Raw genomic sequence first — 18,458 nt, forward strand, 5'->3', positions numbered from 1 at the left:
ACTGGCTATTTAGCGGCTAACTTCCATAGTGCGGCAATATTCCGAGCACTACTAATCAGATCGGTTTCTGCACTGGCTAAAATTTCACTCAGCTGATCGACCCTGTTCACACAGCTAAAAATAGCGGTAATCCCATGCTCATAGAGTTTTTCGTAATTATCCCCGAGTGAACCGCCAATAGCGATCACTGGGACGCCGTATTTTTTAGCACGCTGAGCCACACCAAACGGTGTTTTTCCTGACAAAGATTGGCCATCAATGCGCCCCTCGCCAGTGATCACCAAATCGGCTCCTTGTAATGCTTCATCAATTTGCAATGCATCCATTAACAGCTCAACCCCAGGAGACAGCACCGCATTTAGAATCCCGGCAAACGCAGCTCCCAGCCCGCCTGCAGCCCCACCGCCTTCAATACTGAGCAGGTCCATGCCATATTGCTCATAACAACGTTTAGCAAAGTGATTCAACGCATTATCCAACTCAATGATCGCTTTGTGATCTGCGCCTTTTTGTGCGCCAAATATAAAACTAGCACCGTTTGGGCCACACAAGACATTATCCACATCATAGGCAACGTCAATCTTAGCCTTTTTAAGACGCGGATCGAGAGAGCTAAAATCAATGGTCACCAATTGACCGAGAGCCGCACCACCAGCAGGGAGTTCATGACCTTGCGCATCCAGGAATTTAGCTCCCAATGCTTGCAACATACCACTGCCGGCATCATTACTTGCAGTGCCTCCCAGCCCGACCAAAATATGGCTGACACCTTGATCAAGCGCAGCAATAATGAGTTCTCCAACACCATAACTGGTGGTGAGTTTCGGATTACGCAACGAAGGCGTCAGTTGTTCTAAACCACAAGCTGCAGCAACTTCAATCACCGCAGTTTGCTCATTGCTGAGTATCCCAAAAAAGCTATCAACATCCGTCATCCGGGCCCCATGAACTTTCGTTCGCACCACTCGTCCACCACTAGCAGCAACCAACGCCGCCACGGTCCCTTCACCACCATCGGCTAAAGGAATTGGATGATAATCGGCACTGGGAAATATCTCGCTAAATCCGTTGATAATAGCTTCAGCCGCATGAGGAGCAGATAGGCTCTCTTTAAAAGAATCAGGCGCAACGACAATTTTCATGGTAGTGCTCTCCGAAAAATGAATAAGATAGCCTAGGGACGGTTGACCTTTTGTGATTATTTTTACAACAATCTGGGCTGATTTAAACAGGACAAACGTTTTATCGTGTAGTCATTGGCCACCAAGAACGTTTAACGCTGGCTAAGTCCACCTCAGATGCTGCTTTTGGGTTCATTTAGCCTCTTGAACTTTGTTGCCCTGCTTGGCTTTCATTAAGCTTCACAGACTGCACCACGTTCAATGTGAACTGAACCACCAAAGATCAACACACTCTATGTAAGTTTGGCTAATTTTTTGCCAAAAAGCTAACTGGTTATTCTTAGGGACTATTGACCTTTTGTGATTAGTTTTGCAGAAATCTGAGAGGGATTTAGGCAAGGCAAACGTTGTGCCGTGTAGTTATTGGCCACCAAGAACGTTTAACGCTGGATAAATTCCTCTCAGATACTGCCCTTGGGGTTCATTTAAACGCATTTTGAACAAAATTCAACCACCAAAGGTCAACAGTCCCTAGTCTAAACAACCTCTGGCATTGGTAATGAGTGACTCACTCACCGCTTGCATTAAGTGTGTGCTAAATTGCCAACAATGCCAATACAGCGGCACTTTTAGCGAAAGCTCTGGTAACAAGTTGATCAATGTCCCGTTATCGAGCAGTGGTTGCACCTGTTGCCTGGCAATTAAACAATAAGCATAGCCAGAACAGGCCATCGCGACAAACGCTTCTGATGAACGCACGATATGACACGGATAATCTCCTGCCGATAAGTCGAAATGGTCCTTAATATAGTTAAAATGCATGTCATCATGAGGATCAAATGCAATCGCGGGGGCCTGCTTGAGCTGCTCTTTGGTGGGTTTGGCACCAGCAAAATATCGCGATTGGAATTCAGCTGAGCAGACACATAAGTATGTTAAAGCCCCAAGCGGTTCACTGAAGGCACCATTCACCGCTTTACTTTGCTTGGTCACTGCGCCGAGTGCCTCTCCTGAGATCAGTCGACGCCACGTTTGCGATTCGTTCTCAACATAAAGTTGCAATTGGATTTGAGCATTGCGTAACCAAGGGTCAAGCGCAGGTAGAAACCACGTTGCCAGGCTGTCAGCATTCACCGCCAGAGGTAATACCGGACAACCTTGTTGGACATCAAGTCGCTGGGCAAGTTGTTGCTCCAGCTGTTGTACCTGTTGATAGTGGCTCAGTAACTGTTGGCCCATCGCAGTACATCGTGGTGGCTGTGAGCGCACCAATACGGGCTCTCCCATGAGCTGTTCTAAATGCCGGATTCGTTGGGATACAGCCGATTGACTGACCGCTAAGTTTTGAGCGGCCCGTTCAAAACTTTGCAAATTAACCACAGCGTGCAGCGCTTTTAATAGATTGTAATCGATCCGCATCATAAGAATTTTTAATGATAGTTAATTATTATTAATTATACTTCATTTAGATCTTTTTATAAGCTAATTCCAAATAAACAACAGATAAGATAAAACGAGACATGGCAACGTTTATTCAGGGTTACTTATTAATGTTAGGGCTAATTATGCCGATCGGGATGCAAAATGCTTTCGTACTCAATCAGGGGATCATTCGTCGCTATCACTACTGGGTTGCGACTATTTGCACGCTAGCTGATCTGATTTTGGTGAGTCTGTCGGTTTATGGGCTCGGGCAACTGCTCAATCAAGCCGTCATCCTAGAGCATGTTTTACTCACTTTTGGTAGCATATTTTTATACTACTACGCGTACAGCTGCTTAAAACGCGTCTGGCAAAACAACTACCACACGCAAAGTAGCCGCCTTAAGTCTCGCCAATTTCACCAAGTGATGTTAACCACGCTAGCAATCACTTTACTTAACCCCCATGTTTATCTCGACACGGTATTAATTTGGGGAAGTTATTCGCTCTCTGTTGCAGCAGAAAATAAACCATGGTTAGTCGCCGGTGGCGTCTCAGCATCTTTGTGCTGGTTTTTTTTATTGGCCGCTATGGGTAGCTATTTAGCTAAGTGGCTAATGCGTCCCAAAGCCCAGCGCATCTTAGATTTAGCGATTGCAATAGTAGTTGTAATCCTTGCCAGTCAATTGCTCCATCATCTTTATCTATCATTATTTAGCCAATGAGCATTCAATTGACGCAGACAAAATGCTACTTTATAGCGATATTTTATCCTGTTTTATTTCACTATGATGCGCATTTTCGTTTTTTTTGCTCTGCTGCTCATTCCCGGTCTAAGCCTCGCTCATCCCCACTCATGGGTTGAACAGTACACGACCATTGAGGGCAAGGATAACCACATTACAGCACTAAAAATGGTCTGGAGTTTTGACGCTATCACCACGGCTTACACTCTTGACGGCGAAGATATGTCCAAAGCACACCGACATGTCACCTTACAAAAGGTTGGGGCGAGTATCATTGCGCATATGATGCCAGATCATTTTTTCACCTATTTTTATCGCGACTCAAAGCCAGTGCGTTTTAGGATGGTTCATCAATATCATGTGACCATGCCCAAACACAAAATGATCCTCTATTTCACCATTCCCTTAGCAAAACCATTAGCATTGGATAATCATCAACTGAAATTGTTAATTTTTGATCCATCTTATTACGTCGATATGTATTGGGATAATATCCATTCGATTAAATTCTCTCCTGATTTGCAAGGACACTGCAAATTTCATATTGAAAAACCGCATCCAACCGCCAAGGACGTCAGTTATGCCATGTCGCTTCCGCCCAATGCTGATCCAGACTATAAGCTAGGGCAGATTTTCACCCAAAAATTAATATTTAGGTGTTCACCATGAAAGTCATCAGTTCGCGTCTAACAGCCTGCGTCCTAGTTATTTTATTAATCGGTGCCTGTTGGCATTTCTGGCCGATCATCTTGTTACAAAGCATGCAAATGCAGCAACTGATCTATTCTCATTTTGACAATCTGTTAATTGCACTGAGTGAGCATCAGTGGCAAAACGCTTGGATGCTAATGGCACTCAGCCTCATCTATGGCGTCTTCCATGCTGTTGGTCCTGGCCATGGTAAAGTGGTGATGGCAAGTTATCTTTCGACCCATCGACAAAAACTGAAGACTAGTATCTGTCTCACCATGGCGGCCGCGATGATGCAGGCTCTGGTGGCTATCGCTTTAGTCACAGTATTGCGCTTTGTTCTCACGCAAACAGCCCATCAAGTCAACAACAATGCCATGAACATTATTCACATGAACAGCTTGTTGGTCATTGCTCTAGGTATTTGGCTTGCCTTTTCGGCACTTAAAAAATGCTTTCCCAAAAAACCTAAAATTCACTATCAACAATTTTCATACCCGGCAAATCATGTCTCATCGGCAGTTTTACGCTCAGTGCAAAACCACCCGCCTCAGTGCGGCTGTGGTCACCACCATAGTGTCAGTGCAGAACAACTAGCAGATGCGCACAATTGGCGGGATTATCTGGCACTGATTATCAGTATTGGTGCCCGGCCCTGCAGCGGCGCACTGTTGGTCTTAACCGTCAGTGCCCTCATGGGGGTTTACTGGATTGGCGTCATCAGTGCGATTGTGATGGCACTGGGGACCGGTTCAACCACCTCGGCATTGGCATTTATCACCGTTACCGCTCGAGGATTGATGATTCGGGTTTATGGCAACAAAGAGGTTTCACCCTATCTATTAGCACTACCCGCTGCATTTGGCGCGCTATTGCTGATTATATTAGGTGTCACTTTGTATCAAATGCCGCCACTGGCCGGAATGCCAGGATTTTTAACCCACTAGCAGCATATCAATACGCGATACACTACAGAGCTGGCAGGTAGCAACTAAAATAGGTAATTCCAGCAGCACCTTCTATGGCTATCTGCTACAATTTGCCTCTTTTAATGGCTCTGCCAGGATAAACACTATGAATGACACCGTGCACAGTTTCTATGACCAATCCAGCGAAGTTCGCTACCAACTGACCTTAGCCGCCATCCGCCGCAATCAGAAGCTCTGGACGCTCAAAGATGAGCAAGGCTGTATTATGGTTTCCAGCGATGAAGAACAGTGTTTACCCATCTGGCCAGATGAGGCGACAGCCAAAGCTTGGGCCACACAGGAACATGCCCATTGCGAACCGTTAGCCATTGAGTTAGATGCATTTCTCGAGCGCTGGGTCATCGGCATGATTGAAGATGGCTATTTTTTAGCCGTTGGGCCAAGCCTAGAAGCGGAGAGTCTAGTCGAACATCCGCAAGATTTAGCCGATGCCATCACCCAAAGCAAATAATTCACAGGAGCCCCTTCAATGGCTATTCAGTGGTACCCTGGGCATATGCACAAGGCACAAAAGCAGATCCGTGAAGTAATGCCCAATGTCGATCTTGTGATTGAAGTCCTTGATGCTCGCCTCCCCTATAGCAGTAATAATCCGCTGGTCTTTGAGTTGCGTGGTGGTACCCCTTGTTTGAAAATTCTCAATAAGAGTGACTTAGCCGATCCGCAATCAACCCAGCAATGGATTGATTATCTCCAGCAGACACATAATGTCCGGGCAGTCGCACTGGATCAGCAAAAGCAAACGCAGGTCCAATCTATTCTCACCTTGATTCGGCAGATGGTTCCCAATAAAGGCAGTGCTGATAAGCCCATTACGGCACTGATTTGTGGGATCCCTAATGTCGGCAAATCAACGCTCATTAATGCATTAGCGGGTCGAATAATTGCTAAAACAGGCAATGAACCCGCGGTCACCAAAGCACAACAGAAAATTCGGCTCGACGGCTATATTACGCTACTCGATACTCCGGGGATCTTATGGCCGAAGTTCGATAACGAAAACAGCGGCTATCGTCTAGCCGCCAGTGGTGCCATTAAAGATACCGCCATCAGCCACGATGATGTCGCTGCCTTTGCCGGTGAATATCTACTGGCGTATTATCCGCAACGTCTCAAAGAACGCTATGGTTGGCAAACCCTACCAAGCGATGAAATTGATTTGCTGGAAACACTCGGCCGCCAAAGAGGCTGTCTGGTCCGTGGTGGGCATGTGGATTTCACTAAAGTCGCTACGATCTTATTAAGTGAGCTCCGCGAAGGGACATTGGGCCCCATTACATTGGAACATCCGGAGCAGATTGAAGCCGAAGAAGCGCACTTTGCTCAATTGCGCCAAGAAAAAGAAGAACAAAAAAAGCAACATAATAAGCAGCGCCGAGCAAACGCGAAAAAACGCCGGCGGTAAAACCGATACATCGCAAGATACATCCACCTATATTGCGATGTTTCACCTTATTTTTGATCTTCCTTTTCTCTGTATAACTCACTAAAAAAATCAGTTGATTTAAGAACCTAGTCCAAAGTTATTCCAGATCAATTCACACCCGACATTTGTCATAAAGCTGTCATGACCGCTCGCTACTCTGAGCGGGTTATTTTGCAGTGAACATAAGCACATTTAAGCACAGCTCATTGCAGTGGAAGCTTTTTGCACGGAAATTGTCGCTATGTCTATCAAACACAAGCTCGTTATCGCAGTTACTCTCATTTTAGCCCTACTCTCTATTACGCAAGAATGGCAACAACTGCAAAGTATGCAACATAATGTCACCGCCAATATCCAACATCAGGCCAAGCAACTTTCCACAACCGCAGCGACAGAACTTTCGGCCTGGCTCAGTGATAAACTCAGAGCGCTTCAATCGGTCACTGATAAAACCCCAGCCAATAAAGAATTTCAGTTAGAGCTGTATCAAGCACAAAAAGCGGCCGGATTCTCCAGTGTTTATTATGGCAATGAAAAAGGGCAAATGATCGCGGGTGATCCAAACTATGAAATCCCCTATGGCTATGACCCGCGCGTCCGCCTTTGGTATATGGGCGCACAGCAACATAGTCCTTACTTCTCTCAGCCTTATACCGGGACCGATGGCAACATGGTAATGACGATTGCAATTAAATCGCCCACGGGTGTTTATGCAGCCGACCTACCGCTGAAAGTGATGGGCACGCAAATGAAAGCGCTCAGTAATTCTGAAGTTCAGGCCTTTATCATTGCCGATGACGGCACATTACTGGTCTATCCAGACAATAAATTGTTAGAGCATAATATTAGCGAACTCGATAAAACTCTCACCGCAAAACAAATTAAAGAACAGCATAAGCTGATTAATGCCACCATTAATAAACGACCTGTGCTGCTTAATTTCACGCACATTCCCCACACCCATTGGTTGATTGCACTGAGTTTTGATAAGAATAAAGAATTTGCGCAAGTTCACGAGCAGCTGATAAGCAGTATTCAAAACACGGCCATTATGTTTATCGTGGTCGCCTTAGTGATCTACAGTTTGATTTCGATTTCATTCCGGCCACTGAAACAACTCGAAGCAGCAATTCATAATTTAGGGCAAGGAGATGCCGACCTGACCCAACGTTTGAATCTTAAACGTCGCGACGAAATAGGTAAGCTTGGAGATTGTGTTGATGTCTTCTTAGAACGGCTCCATCAGCTTTTGCTGGGAGTCAAAAACGACTCAGGGGCACTCGCCCAGCATGTTGAAAAGGTGACGCATTATGCTAACCAATCAACGCAATCGGTCATTCATCAACGTCAACAAATTAGTGCCATGGCCGACTCGTTTAATGAAATTACCGAAAGTGCTCGACATGTCGCTGATAATGCTGAGCATACCAATACCAGTGTCCAACAATCACAGCTCAGCTGTGAATCGGGTAAAGAAGTGATCCGGCAAAACCAGCAACAAATTTTGCAGCTGGTCGAACAACTCGAAGCAAACGCTAGCAGTATGAGTGCATTAAAGCAGAGTAATCAAAAAATTACCGATATCCTCAGTATCATTCAAGGCATTGCAGAGCAGACCAATCTATTGGCATTGAATGCTGCGATTGAAGCAGCCCGAGCCGGCGAACATGGCCGCGGCTTTGCCGTTGTAGCCGATGAAGTACGCAACCTTTCTAAACGAACACATGAATCAACAGAGCAGATCCAAATTGTCTTAAACGAGTTGCAACAGCATACCAATCAAGCTGTTAATGCCATGCAACAAAGTCGTGAACAAGCCCAGAGCAATGTTGAACAAGCGAATGCAGCAACCGCCGCTCTTGATGAAATCAATCAAACCATTGAAACCATCTTAGATATGGCTAACCAGATCAGTAGCGCAGCCGAACAGCAGCACCAAGCGACTCAAAACGTGCGAGACAACAGCCAACGGCTCGAACAAACCTGCCAAAAACTGCAAACAGATGCCGATAATAACGAACATCAAGCCAAGGACTTACATCGGATCACCAAACGACTCAATGCCGAGGTGGCACAATTTATTCTGTAGCCAGAGATGGTTAGACATCGCAGTAACCAATTTAGGCTTAAATCCCAAGGCTATGTGGTATGCCGCTCCCCTTGGTGTAATCGTCATTGGTATTGTTCAGAGCTCTTGGTAAAATGCCTCACCCAATGGTAGGAGGCTTTTCGTGAAACTCAACAGTGCCCAGCAGCAAGCCGTCGAATACACTACTGGCCCATGCCTTGTTCTGGCGGGTGCGGGTAGCGGTAAAACACGCGTCATTACCAATAAGATCGCCTATTTAATCGAGCGTTGTGGCTACCATGCTCGCCATATTGCAGCCGTGACCTTTACGAACAAAGCGGCGCGCGAAATGGCCGAGCGCGTACGCCATACCATTGGTCGGGAGAAAACCCGCGGCCTAACCATCTCTACCTTTCATACCTTAGGGTTGGATATCATTCGCCGTGAACATCAAGCTCTGTCGCTTAAAGCAAATTTTTCACTGTTTGACGACCAAGATCAGCTCGCTCTATTAAAAGATCTCAGTGAAACCGAGCTCAATGGTGATAAAGATCTGCTGCGCCAGCTGCAACATCAGATTGGCCGTTGGAAAAACGACCTTCTACTGCCGGGACATGTTCAGGTTCCCAATGATGCCAAAATACAGCTATTTGCTCAGCTTTACCAACGTTATCAAAAGCAAATGCACGCCTACAATGCATTAGATTTTGACGATCTGATCTTGATGCCTACCCTGCTTTTAAAAACCAATGAACAGGTTCGCGCCCGTTGGCAAAAAAAATTACGCTATTTGCTGGTCGATGAATACCAAGATACGAACACCAGTCAATATCAATTAATTAAACTGCTAGTTGGCGAGCGCGCTTTTTTCACGGTGGTCGGCGATGATGACCAATCTATCTACTCTTGGCGCGGGGCAAACCCAGAGAACCTGTCACAACTAAAAACCGATTTTCCGGCGCTGCGAGTGGTCAAACTAGAGCAAAACTATCGCTCGACTCAACGCATCTTAAAATGTGCCAATATTCTCATTGAAAACAACGACCATCTATTTGATAAACGACTGTTCTCCGAGCTCAATTACGGCGAACCGATCAAAGTCATTATGGCCAAAAATGAGGAACAAGAGGCTGAGCGAGTAATCGCCGAGCTGATGGGACATCGCTTTATCAATCGCACCCAATACAATGATTATGCGATTTTATATCGCGGTAATCATCAGAGCCGGCTACTTGAAAAGGCGCTGATGACTAACCGTATTCCCTATAAAATTAGTGGCGGACAATCATTCTTCTCGCGCAGTGAAATCAAAGACTTAATGGCCTATCTACGATTAATGGTCAACCCTGATGATGACAGTGCACTATTGCGAATTATCAATGTACCACGCCGCGAGATTGGTCCAACGACACTTGAAAAAATCGGCCGATTTGCCAACGAACAACACATAAGTCTATTCGCAGCGGCTTGTGAGCCAATGCTGCAAACAGCGTTACCGGCTCGCTCACGCTCAGCTGTGGAATTTTTTTTCCGTTGGGTAGTTGAACTGTCTGACCGCGCCAAGCGGAGAAACACGGTTGAAGCGGTACGCGATCTCGTACGAGATATCCATTATGAAGACTGGCTATATGAAACCAGTCCCAGCGCTCGAGCAGCGGAAATGCGCATGCAAAACGTTTCCACTTTGTTCCGCTGGGTCAGCGATATGCTGGAAGGGGATGAAGATAATCCGGCGATGAGTTTAACTGAAGTCGTTAATCGGCTGATTTTACGCGATATGATGGAACGCTCTGAAGATGATGAAGATGCCGACCAAGTCCAGCTCATGACACTCCATGCCTCTAAGGGTCTGGAATTTCCATATGTCTATCTCATCGGAATGGAAGAAGGATTGCTCCCCCATCAAAGCTCTATCGATGAAGATCAGATCGATGAAGAGCGCCGACTTGCTTATGTCGGCATCACTCGAGCCCAACGGGAGCTAACCTTTACCCTCACTCGAGAACGCCGCCAATTTGGCGAACTGCTGCGCCCTGAACCGAGTCGCTTCTTAATGGAATTGCCACAGGACGACCTCCAATGGAACAACCGCCGCGTCGAGCAATCCCCTGAGCAGCGCCAACAAAAAGGGTTAGCGGGCGTTGCCGCGCTTCGCCAAATGCTTGCCGATAAAAAATAGCTCGCCACTTGCAAGCTGCGTTTTAGCACAAAAGTGTGTAAAATCCATGTTAAGGAGATGGCATTCCTCCTCTAACCGCCCCATTGGCTGATGATGCCTGATGACAAGTTGGATCGTCACACGATCTTCATAAGCAAATTAAAACGCTTTAAATCATTCGAATAAAAGAGGATTTATGTTAGCAACATTGATAGCCGTCTTTATTGGGGGCGGTTGCGGCAGTATGCTGCGTTGGTTTATTAGTTTAAAACTCAATAGTACTGGGGCATCACTCCCACTGGGAACTTTAGCAGTGAACATGCTGGGGGCGTTTATTATCGCAGTAGGGATGACCATTTTTACCAAAATGCCAAGCCTTGATCCAGCCTGGAAGCTGATGCTCACAACCGGATTTTGTGGCGGCTTAACCACCTTTTCCACGTTTACCGCGGAAACCTTGACGTTGTTCCAGTTAGGCAAATACACCACAGCTATTAGCAATATGGCTCTGAACCTAGCCGGATCGATGGCGATGGCGGCCATCGCATTTGCACTCATGTCTTGGCTAACAGCCAAATAACTGAGCGACAGCAATAAAAAAACGCCGCGTTCAACTGAACACGGCGCTTAAGCAATTAATGCTTACAGAGCCAAATCAATACAGATAGTTAGAAACCAATCTCTACCTGTTATGACAGCCATTCATCATTCGATGTTTGACTGTCCCTATAATACGATAGTTTTATAGTTAATTTCGTGATTTAAACCCGATTTTTTGGTGTTTTATTTACGTTCTTGGCGATCTCTTGAGCGATCATTGCTCGGAACATGTACAATTATCTTCTCCCAAGGCAAATTGCGATCGCCAATACCGATAAAGTCAGGATTAATCAGACTTTCTCGACAATTAAAACTCATGGCTTGAAAATTCAGATCCAGCAATGTTCCACCAGCTTCACGTAAAATAACCAGTGGTGCACCCACATCCCATTCGCCTGTTGGCCCCAGTCGAATATAACAATCAGCTGCGCCTTCAGCGACCAAACAACTTTTTAAGCTAGCACTGCCTAATGGCAACAATTCATAATTAAAATGATCACTGAGCACTTTTCGCAGTTTATCGGAATTTTGCACTCGACTGACCGCAATCCGAATGGTCTCAGGTGAAAGCTGATAGTGGCGACATTGAATACTTTGCGGTCCTTGATTTCCCTGAATTTTATATGCACCGGAACCTTTAATGGCATAATAGCAGGTATCCGTGACGGGGGCGTAAACCAAGCCGAGAACGGGCTCACCTGAGTAGATCAAGGCAATCATTGTGGAAAAGTCACCGGTTTGAGAGACAAACTCCTGCGTGCCATCCATCGGATCAACTAACCAATAATAATGCCACTGCCTACGCTCGGATAACGCAATACTGGCATCCTCTTCAGAAAGCACGGGCCAATCTGGCGTTAATTTGCGAAGCTCTTCACACAAAATATTGTGCGCGGCAATATCAGCACTCGTCACCGGTGTATGGTCAGATTTCTGCTCAGTTTTGTAATGCCCATTTTGATACAGTTTTAGAATCTCATGTCCCGCTTTACGGGCAATCCGCTCAACTGCGGGGAGCAAATCAGTTAATGGTTGTGGCATGCCTGACCTCTTTTCGCAAATAAAACCTACCCTGATAAGCTTGCTTTCAGAATTTAGCTCTGTGACATAATAAGCAGCTATGACTCAATGGGAATGACTGAGCTATGCGGTGCTATGAGCAGGCCAACGGATATATCACCGTTTGAAAACGACTCAATTATGATCGCTAAAATGACAACAATGAGTCAATCCATGCAATTACTTACACGTTTTCTGCCACCACTGCTTAAACATAAATAAAGCAGCAATGGTGCGCGCTTCACTAAATTCTTTACGTTCAAGAAGCGACAGACACTCATCTATCGCAATCGTTTCAATCACCAATGGCTCAGGTTCATCTCCTAACAAACGCGATGGATATAACTCATCAGCGACAAAAATTTGCATCGCTCCACCAAAATAACTTGGAGCAGCAGTCACTTCCTTAAGCATATGCCATTTTTGTGCCGCAAAGCCAATTTCTTCTTGTAATTCACGATTCGCCGCCTGTTGTGGTTCTTCTCCCGCGTCTATTGCACCTTTAGGAAAACTCAGCTCGTAGCGATCGGTTGCAACAGCATATTCGCGCACCAGCAACAGCTCTCTATCGGCGGTCACTGGCACAATCATCACCGCGCCTCGCTGGCCACCGACTAATCTTTCATAGACTCTTCGCTCGCCATTACTAAACTCCAGATGCAACGATTCGATCTGAAAGAAATGACTCTGTGCAGCAATATGTTGCTCAAGAATTTTCGGTTTCTTCTTTGGCATTGTTCCTCTCTTATTGTGCGGTTGCAAACCATAACGCTGTCACTATCCACAGACTTGTGAGTTTTATGTGCAATCGCATAATTTAAAGACAGCTTTAGAAAACGCCTGTCGTCCTGAATGAATAAAAGCCATCCGGAGACGGTGCCCCCAGAGGATCAAGTAACACTCGAAGGCGCTTTGGAAAATGCTCTGTCGGCCGGGCCTGTAGATCAACTTGCCATCTTGCACCACTTAACTGAGCGTTGCCCTGCAACACTAACATCGCCCCCTGATGATTGACTTTAGCAACATAATGTCCCTTCGAGCAACTCATCTCTAGCTGAATCGGTGATAAATTTAAGCGCCCCAACAAAGTGCTCAATTGCGGTTGGAGCCAGTGAATCTGGCCATTTAATCTCTGACAGCGGCGGCCCGACAGCGCCCACTTCGAGACGGTCACTTTAAACTGGCCCTGAATCTTAACTGGCAGTGACGTAAGCTCTGACAGACTCTGCCCAGAAAAAGTCAGATGCAAATTGTTAACGCCCTTGGAAAACATCGACTGGTAGAGATCCAACGAGCCGGAGAGCCTGCCATCAACGCTCACTTGTTCGTTAACTCGTCCTTTTAACAAAGCCCACGGCGCTAACTGCCAATGCAGCTTTCCTAGCGACTGACCACGCCACATGACCTGTGCGATCTGTCCTTGATAGAGCGAACCTTGGACGCCAAGTAATTGTACACCCGGTAACTTAAGTTGCCGAACAACGACAGCACCAGGCATATTAAAAAAAAGCGTCGCAACATAAACTAATAGTGCTACAACGATGAGCAAACATAGCGACTTTTTGGGCACAGCTTTCAACCTTGTTTAAATTGCAACTGTGAAACTTGGACTTGGCCATCCTCACCGGCTTGCAAATTCAAGACAATCACCTGATAGCCATATTGATTCTGCATTCGATGGATATATTCAAGTAACGTATTAAAAGGTAACGGTGCAATATTCAGCACATAATGATTATCGCTTTGTTGCATACGCGTGATCGAGATATTTAACGCCCCCGCCAGCTGATTGGCCGCTTGTGAAAAGGGCACACTTTTGATCGTCGAACGGGCCTGCTCCGGATTTTTGAGCTTATTACGATGCGCTAATACCCAGTTTAACGTTTGCTGATCTTGGGCCAGTTGGGCTCTGGAGCGAACAAGGGCATTTTGATAGCTCACCCACCCAAACTGATACAGTAGAATTAACACCACAATCACGGCGCCAACTGACACCATCACTCGTTCCCGGCTTTGCAGGTTATACCACCATTGCTTCATGAACGTTCCTTAATGGTTAAAGTCCCGACCACCTGATGATCATGACGGGAGAGCGCCCCGGTTTGCACAGCAAACGATTTTACCGCTTTACGAAAAGCTTCAAAGGTTGCAAAGTCAGGCGCACTGACCTGAAAAACAAGTTTGCCAGAGCTTTGCTCATAACTCAGGCTCTGATATTGCATGGTTGGAAATTGCTTAAATACGGGGGTCAATGACCGCAGCATAGTCAACAAATCACCACGGGTTTGCTGATTATTCTTAGCACCCAGCTGATAAAACGCACGACGTACCAAATACGGCTCATTGGGTACATTTTGATGAAATGTTTGCTGATAGATCTTCGCCAACTGCTGTTGAGTTTGGTCAAGCTGATGATTGACCTGCCAAGCTTGCGCAAAATAGTTCGCGGCGGTTACGCTCAGACAAAAGATTGCTGCACCTATCAGGTAACGCGCCTGTTTGAAGCGACCACTCTGGCGAACCCGATAATCGCCCTGCAACATATTCACCGGACAAAACTTCACTTGTTCAGCCAATACCATCAATGGCAGTTCAACATTGAGCTCGTCCACCTCTCGCCCACCCGCAACTTCGCTGCTGACATCGCCCAAAACACGATATTGCCGCTCCGGGTCAAACAGATCGAGGCCATCGCTGAGCCAACTCTCATCGAGCCACCCGCCCCCCATTTTGCCACCACGAAGTAGGTATCCACCTCGACAATGCAATAAAACGAGCTGCTCAGGCTGCGGATTGGGCAATAGCAAAAAATCGGGGATCCACTGCGTCGTTTCAAGCTCAGCATCGGTTAACCACTGCTGCCAGCGCTGCATGAGCGATTTATCCACCACGGCGACCGTAAGCAGGCCATCGCTATAATCAACACTGCAGATATGTAGCGTTTGCGGATCAGCCGCCAATTGCTCTTCGAACAAAAAACCCAAGCTATTCTGGACCTTGTTATATTGCGCACGATTTAATGCTAACTGCTGAAGCGCAATTTCACTGCCCGGTAATAACACGATGACTTGGCGCGTCTGTGCCAATGGTTGTAACTGAACCAATTCCTCAGCATTTTTCAATACACCACTGGCAACCACTTGTTGTTCATCGTCTGTCCAACATAACCAGTCTATTGGCTGATGCTCATCACTTCCCAGATGAATGAGTAATCTTTCTCTCAATGCCAATCTCCTAACATCCGGCGCCTCACATTAAATTTATCACTTCCCTGACGCTCAATGAATGAATACAAAACCTGTTGCGTGCCATCGTCAGAACGAGCCTGCATTTTAGCCACAAAATAATAACTGGTCACGGCGAGTACACTATGGACACCGTGCATAAGTTTAACCTTCGCCAATTCGGGCAAGGTAAAGATCTGATCGACAGTTTGAAAGCCTCTTGATGGCCTTTGAGCAATCACTTTTAGCGCTTTTTCTCGGGTTAAATAGCCATAAAAGAGCATCTCTAACAGCGGCGCCTGAGCGCTTTGCAATGTATTGATATCGATCCGTAGCCGTTGGGTCGGTAAGGCACACAACAACGGACTAAGCCGCCGATAAATTTGCTCATCCACACCGCGGACTTCTCGCCACTGCGAAACATCCACCAGCATCGTATTCGGCGCTTTATAGCCGGCATCCTGATAGACCTCATCTTCACCACCACCGGCGAGCGCATGAGAATGACTATCAACCCAATCACGGGTTGCAGCCGCTATCATCTGCGCTTTTTGCGCAGGTACTTTTTCAATTACGAGCAAACGGTAAAATAATGTCTGCACCATAGATTGACCCGATGCATCATTCGGCTGTCCCAAGGCATTTAAATTAAAGCAGCGTGATGCATCAACGATCTGCCCCCGAATTGAGCCGCCATCGACTGGCAGTGTGACCTGTTTTGCCCATTTTTGATTGAGACTCAATCGCGTAGAATCGCGCATCGAATCACGCAGCACACTTAAGGCTAACTGCTCAGCGCTCAGTAACCGCTGCCAGTTATCAGACTGCGTTTTGACATCGTTTAAACGAGCGATATCCATACGCCCAGTCAGCGCCATTTTACTGGCCAGAACGACCATAATGGTGATAATCAACAGCACAATCAACAATGCAACACCTTGTTGCCGATGATGTTTAATCATTGAGATCTTCCTGCGCTCGCTGCACCAGCTGCTCATTTTGTGGTCCAGGTGGGAGCAAAAATATCCGTCGAAGCCACCCCAAAGACGATAGTTTAAACTCAACTTCGATGGCCATAGGCAACTGGTCATTACGATGCCAGCTCGTCTGCCAACCCCGACCTTTTAAATAAAACCGAAAACTTAAATGCCGAACTTTCGCCAGCAATTTCTGACGAATGGGTTGCTGCTGCGCAGACGGATTTAAATGTCGATAAAACTGGCGAATTAAATAACCTTTGTTATCAACCAGATAGCCAACTCGTAGAACCTCTGAACGCTGCTCTTTGGCATCGATATTACGCCAACCAATACGTGCCAGTGATACGCCGCCTTGCGCACTGCCCAACCAGTGGGCGCCCCCTGCGACACCTTCTCCTTTAACGCCACGTAATTTAGTAAAAACCGCTTGGCGAAAATCGGCGCCCATCAACGCAAACGTGCGCTCTAGCGCGGCCATCTGCTGGCTACGCTTAGAGCTAACCGAAGTGCTAAGCGACAAGCCATGTAACATTTGATAGCCACCGAGACTGAGCATCGCAAAGACAGCCAACGCCACTAACATTTCTAAAAGCGTAAAACCGGCCAGTTTGCGCATTAGTTTTCCCCTCCAAATGCGCTAGCAACATAAGAGCTGCGCGTCAGCACTGGATCGCCACTCGGTTTTAAACGAACTTGCACTTGATAAGGCACTAAGTAACGGTTCGCCTGGCCAACCACAACTTTCCAATACCAGACTCGCCCAGCCATTTTCACCTGTCCTTGGCTGGCATGGGGAGGGCTTTGGGTTAAACGTAGCTCAGCGAGTTTATTATCAGCAACCCAGTTCGCCACCATATTGATCTGCAGATGCTCGAGGTTATGCATCCGATCATTTCCCACTCGCAGCAAGGCAATCCCAGCAATCGCTAACACCGCCAGTGCAACAATCACTTCCAGTAGGGTAAATCCACGCGTCTTCATGATGACGCTTTACCCATTGCCAGTTCAAAGCCATCTCCAGCCGATGCTGGCTGCAATTGCCAACTGCGATGGTGGTGGTTCACCGTGAGGACAAAGTTGGGCCAAATGCCGTCACCGGTCAGAATCAGTGCAAAATGTGGTGATACCGATTGAGCCTTTGGGGCATCGTCTGGCAATGACAACGGCTGTTGCCAAGTAGCGGCTTTATTCGCCGATTCGTTTGAGGTTAAATCCACCGCTTTATCATCGATACTTAATTGATAATTCAATGGGGTCTTTAACGGTTTAAAGCGCCCCGCCAATAACCGCCAATCACCGGGTTTTTGATACAGATAAAACTGATACGAATGAGGCGTTAACTTCACACCAATTGGGCGCTGATCGAGCACTGCTTTATCACGGGCATATTCCAGCTGAGCTCGAATTAACGTCACCTGCTTTTTAAGCTCACTCGCGGACGGACCCTCCCCCAGCGATAATACGACTGCGCTTGCCCCTAAGCCGATCAACATAATAACCAGCAACATTTCCAAAAGGGAGAAGCCGTATTTGCGCATTACTGAATATTCCAGTTACCAATATCGTCCTTCGTTCCTGGCTGTCCATCGGGACCATCTGAGAACACGTCAATATCACCATGTTCACCTGGCGAGCGCATTTGATAGGGATTTCCCCACGGATCATTGGGCAACCGACGAATATACCCACCATGGCGATAATCACGCGGAATAGGAGCACTCTGCGGTTTCTGCACCAGTGCTTTTAACCCCTGTTCAGTGGTTGGATACCGACCATTATCCAACTTGTACATTTGCAGAGCATTTTCGAGTGCAACCACATCGGCCTGCGCTTTTTTCTGGTCAGCTTTTTCTTTGTTTCCTAATAGATTAGGCACGATCAAAGTCGCCATCAAAGCGATAATCACCATTACAACCATCACTTCTAACAAAGTAAAGCCCTGCGTGTGACGTCGTTTGGGATATGGCTGAACCAT

20 protein-coding genes and 1 riboswitch are annotated in these 18,458 nt (G+C 46.6%); of the genes, 8 read left to right on the forward strand and 12 right to left on the reverse strand.

Features of this window, described 5'->3' with window-relative positions; genetic code table 11:
* Positions 1 to 5: 5 nt before the first annotated feature.
* The gene (locus tag EV690_RS01940) at positions 6 to 1,142 is read right to left on the reverse strand and encodes a glycerate kinase (protein ID WP_131911271.1); all 1,137 of its coding nucleotides are present in this window, start codon (positions 1,140 to 1,142) and stop codon (positions 6 to 8) included.
* A gap of 510 nt (positions 1,143 to 1,652) precedes the next feature.
* Positions 1,653 to 2,543 (reverse strand): LysR family transcriptional regulator ArgP, encoded by an 891-nt coding sequence (locus EV690_RS01945; RefSeq protein WP_224054945.1) that lies wholly within the window; start codon positions 2,541 to 2,543, stop codon positions 1,653 to 1,655.
* A 98-nt stretch (positions 2,544 to 2,641) separates the two neighbouring features.
* Here EV690_RS01945 and EV690_RS01950 point away from each other — a divergent pair, with 98 nt between their 5' ends.
* The 8 genes from EV690_RS01950 to crcB all read left to right on the forward strand — a co-directional run bounded on the left by EV690_RS01950 (position 2,642) and on the right by crcB (position 11,200).
* A complete protein-coding gene (locus EV690_RS01950) occupies positions 2,642 to 3,268 on the forward strand; it encodes a LysE/ArgO family amino acid transporter (protein ID WP_131911273.1) in 627 nt (208 codons plus the stop codon).
* Positions 3,269 to 3,331: 63 nt separating this feature from the next.
* Positions 3,332 to 3,958 (forward strand): DUF1007 family protein, encoded by a 627-nt coding sequence (locus tag EV690_RS01955; RefSeq protein WP_224054946.1) that lies wholly within the window; start codon positions 3,332 to 3,334, stop codon positions 3,956 to 3,958.
* Positions 3,955 to 4,926: a nickel/cobalt transporter gene (locus EV690_RS01960; RefSeq protein ID WP_131911274.1), complete on the forward strand. Its 972-nt coding sequence runs from the start codon at positions 3,955 to 3,957 to the stop codon at positions 4,924 to 4,926. The genes EV690_RS01955 and EV690_RS01960 overlap by 4 nt, the downstream gene beginning before the upstream one ends.
* A 127-nt stretch (positions 4,927 to 5,053) precedes the next feature.
* Positions 5,054 to 5,419 (forward strand): DUF2750 domain-containing protein, encoded by a 366-nt coding sequence (locus EV690_RS01965; protein ID WP_131911275.1) that lies wholly within the window; start codon positions 5,054 to 5,056, stop codon positions 5,417 to 5,419.
* Between the two features lie 18 nt (positions 5,420 to 5,437).
* Positions 5,438 to 6,373 (forward strand): ribosome biogenesis GTPase YlqF, encoded by a 936-nt coding sequence (gene ylqF, locus EV690_RS01970; RefSeq protein ID WP_131911276.1) that lies wholly within the window; start codon positions 5,438 to 5,440, stop codon positions 6,371 to 6,373.
* Between the two features lie 262 nt (positions 6,374 to 6,635).
* Positions 6,636 to 8,483, forward strand: a complete 1,848-nt coding sequence (locus tag EV690_RS01975) for a methyl-accepting chemotaxis protein (RefSeq protein WP_131911277.1) — start codon at positions 6,636 to 6,638, stop codon at positions 8,481 to 8,483.
* A gap of 142 nt (positions 8,484 to 8,625) precedes the next feature.
* On the forward strand, positions 8,626 to 10,641 hold the full coding sequence (rep, locus tag EV690_RS01980) for a DNA helicase Rep (protein WP_131911278.1): 2,016 nt from the start codon (positions 8,626 to 8,628) through the stop codon (positions 10,639 to 10,641).
* A gap of 44 nt (positions 10,642 to 10,685) precedes the next feature.
* Positions 10,686 to 10,748: riboswitch (Fluoride riboswitch) on the forward strand.
* Positions 10,749 to 10,816: 68 nt separating this feature from the next.
* Positions 10,817 to 11,200, forward strand: a complete 384-nt coding sequence (crcB, locus tag EV690_RS01985) for a fluoride efflux transporter CrcB (RefSeq protein ID WP_131911279.1) — start codon at positions 10,817 to 10,819, stop codon at positions 11,198 to 11,200.
* 203 nt (positions 11,201 to 11,403) lie between these two features.
* Here the strand turns inward: crcB and cysQ are convergent, their stop codons facing one another.
* From cysQ to gspG, 10 genes are all read right to left on the reverse strand, one after another.
* Positions 11,404 to 12,261: a 3'(2'),5'-bisphosphate nucleotidase CysQ gene (gene cysQ / locus EV690_RS01990; protein ID WP_131911280.1), complete on the reverse strand. Its 858-nt coding sequence runs from the start codon at positions 12,259 to 12,261 to the stop codon at positions 11,404 to 11,406.
* Positions 12,262 to 12,459: 198 nt separating this feature from the next.
* Positions 12,460 to 13,014 carry an ADP compounds hydrolase NudE gene (nudE, locus tag EV690_RS01995; RefSeq protein WP_131911281.1) on the reverse strand — a complete coding sequence of 185 codons (555 nt, stop codon included), beginning with the start codon at positions 13,012 to 13,014 and terminating at the stop codon, positions 12,460 to 12,462.
* A gap of 94 nt (positions 13,015 to 13,108) precedes the next feature.
* Entirely contained in the window at positions 13,109 to 13,849 is a 741-nt protein-coding gene (locus EV690_RS02000) for a type II secretion system protein N (protein WP_131911282.1), read from the reverse strand.
* Positions 13,850 to 13,854: 5 nt separating this feature from the next.
* Positions 13,855 to 14,319, reverse strand: a complete 465-nt coding sequence (gspM, locus tag EV690_RS02005) for a type II secretion system protein GspM (RefSeq protein WP_131911283.1) — start codon at positions 14,317 to 14,319, stop codon at positions 13,855 to 13,857.
* On the reverse strand, positions 14,316 to 15,503 hold the full coding sequence (gene gspL / locus EV690_RS02010) for a type II secretion system protein GspL (RefSeq protein WP_165872629.1): 1,188 nt from the start codon (positions 15,501 to 15,503) through the stop codon (positions 14,316 to 14,318). Before gspL ends, gspM begins: the two co-directional genes overlap by 4 nt.
* On the reverse strand, positions 15,500 to 16,465 hold the full coding sequence (gene gspK, locus EV690_RS02015) for a type II secretion system minor pseudopilin GspK (protein ID WP_165872630.1): 966 nt from the start codon (positions 16,463 to 16,465) through the stop codon (positions 15,500 to 15,502). The genes gspL and gspK overlap by 4 nt, the downstream gene beginning before the upstream one ends.
* A complete protein-coding gene (gspJ, locus tag EV690_RS02020; RefSeq protein WP_131911286.1) occupies positions 16,458 to 17,099 on the reverse strand; it encodes a type II secretion system minor pseudopilin GspJ in 642 nt (213 codons plus the stop codon). The genes gspK and gspJ overlap by 8 nt, the downstream gene beginning before the upstream one ends.
* Complete coding sequence (gspI, locus tag EV690_RS02025; protein WP_131911287.1) at positions 17,099 to 17,464, reverse strand: type II secretion system minor pseudopilin GspI; 366 nt, start codon at positions 17,462 to 17,464, stop codon at positions 17,099 to 17,101. The genes gspJ and gspI overlap by 1 nt, the downstream gene beginning before the upstream one ends.
* Positions 17,461 to 18,021, reverse strand: coding sequence for a GspH/FimT family pseudopilin (locus tag EV690_RS02030; protein WP_131911288.1), 561 nt, complete (start codon positions 18,019 to 18,021; stop codon positions 17,461 to 17,463). The genes gspI and EV690_RS02030 overlap by 4 nt, the downstream gene beginning before the upstream one ends.
* Complete coding sequence (gspG, locus tag EV690_RS02035) at positions 18,021 to 18,458, reverse strand: type II secretion system major pseudopilin GspG (RefSeq protein WP_131911320.1); 438 nt, start codon at positions 18,456 to 18,458, stop codon at positions 18,021 to 18,023. The genes EV690_RS02030 and gspG overlap by 1 nt, the downstream gene beginning before the upstream one ends.

The organism is Celerinatantimonas diazotrophica (assembly GCF_004339545.1).
Lineage (GTDB): Bacteria > Pseudomonadota > Gammaproteobacteria > Enterobacterales > Celerinatantimonadaceae > Celerinatantimonas > Celerinatantimonas diazotrophica.

Bases quoted from the DNA above. Each gene is read 5' to 3' on its own strand.
- EV690_RS01940 (WP_131911271.1), bottom strand. From the start codon at position 1,142: ATGAAAATTGTCGTTGCGCCTGATTCTTTTAAAGAGAGCCTATCTGCT.
- ylqF (WP_131911276.1), top strand. From the start codon at position 5,438: ATGGCTATTCAGTGGTACCCTGGGCATATGCACAAGGCACAAAAGCAG.
- EV690_RS01965 (WP_131911275.1), top strand. From the start codon at position 5,054: ATGAATGACACCGTGCACAGTTTCTATGACCAATCCAGCGAAGTTCGC.
- EV690_RS01945 (WP_224054945.1), bottom strand. From the start codon at position 2,543: ATGATGCGGATCGATTACAATCTATTAAAAGCGCTGCACGCTGTGGTT.
- cysQ (WP_131911280.1), bottom strand. From the start codon at position 12,261: ATGCCACAACCATTAACTGATTTGCTCCCCGCAGTTGAGCGGATTGCC.
- EV690_RS01950 (WP_131911273.1), top strand. From the start codon at position 2,642: ATGGCAACGTTTATTCAGGGTTACTTATTAATGTTAGGGCTAATTATG.
- EV690_RS01955 (WP_224054946.1), top strand. From the start codon at position 3,332: ATGATGCGCATTTTCGTTTTTTTTGCTCTGCTGCTCATTCCCGGTCTA.
- crcB (WP_131911279.1), top strand. From the start codon at position 10,817: ATGTTAGCAACATTGATAGCCGTCTTTATTGGGGGCGGTTGCGGCAGT.
- gspI (WP_131911287.1), bottom strand. From the start codon at position 17,464: ATGAAGACGCGTGGATTTACCCTACTGGAAGTGATTGTTGCACTGGCG.
- EV690_RS01975 (WP_131911277.1), top strand. From the start codon at position 6,636: ATGTCTATCAAACACAAGCTCGTTATCGCAGTTACTCTCATTTTAGCC.
- nudE (WP_131911281.1), bottom strand. From the start codon at position 13,014: ATGCCAAAGAAGAAACCGAAAATTCTTGAGCAACATATTGCTGCACAG.
- EV690_RS01960 (WP_131911274.1), top strand. From the start codon at position 3,955: ATGAAAGTCATCAGTTCGCGTCTAACAGCCTGCGTCCTAGTTATTTTA.
- EV690_RS02030 (WP_131911288.1), bottom strand. From the start codon at position 18,021: ATGCGCAAATACGGCTTCTCCCTTTTGGAAATGTTGCTGGTTATTATG.
- gspM (WP_131911283.1), bottom strand. From the start codon at position 14,319: ATGAAGCAATGGTGGTATAACCTGCAAAGCCGGGAACGAGTGATGGTG.
- gspG (WP_131911320.1), bottom strand. From the start codon at position 18,458: ATGGTTCAGCCATATCCCAAACGACGTCACACGCAGGGCTTTACTTTG.
- gspK (WP_165872630.1), bottom strand. From the start codon at position 16,465: ATGATTAAACATCATCGGCAACAAGGTGTTGCATTGTTGATTGTGCTG.
- gspJ (WP_131911286.1), bottom strand. From the start codon at position 17,099: ATGCGCAAACTGGCCGGTTTTACGCTTTTAGAAATGTTAGTGGCGTTG.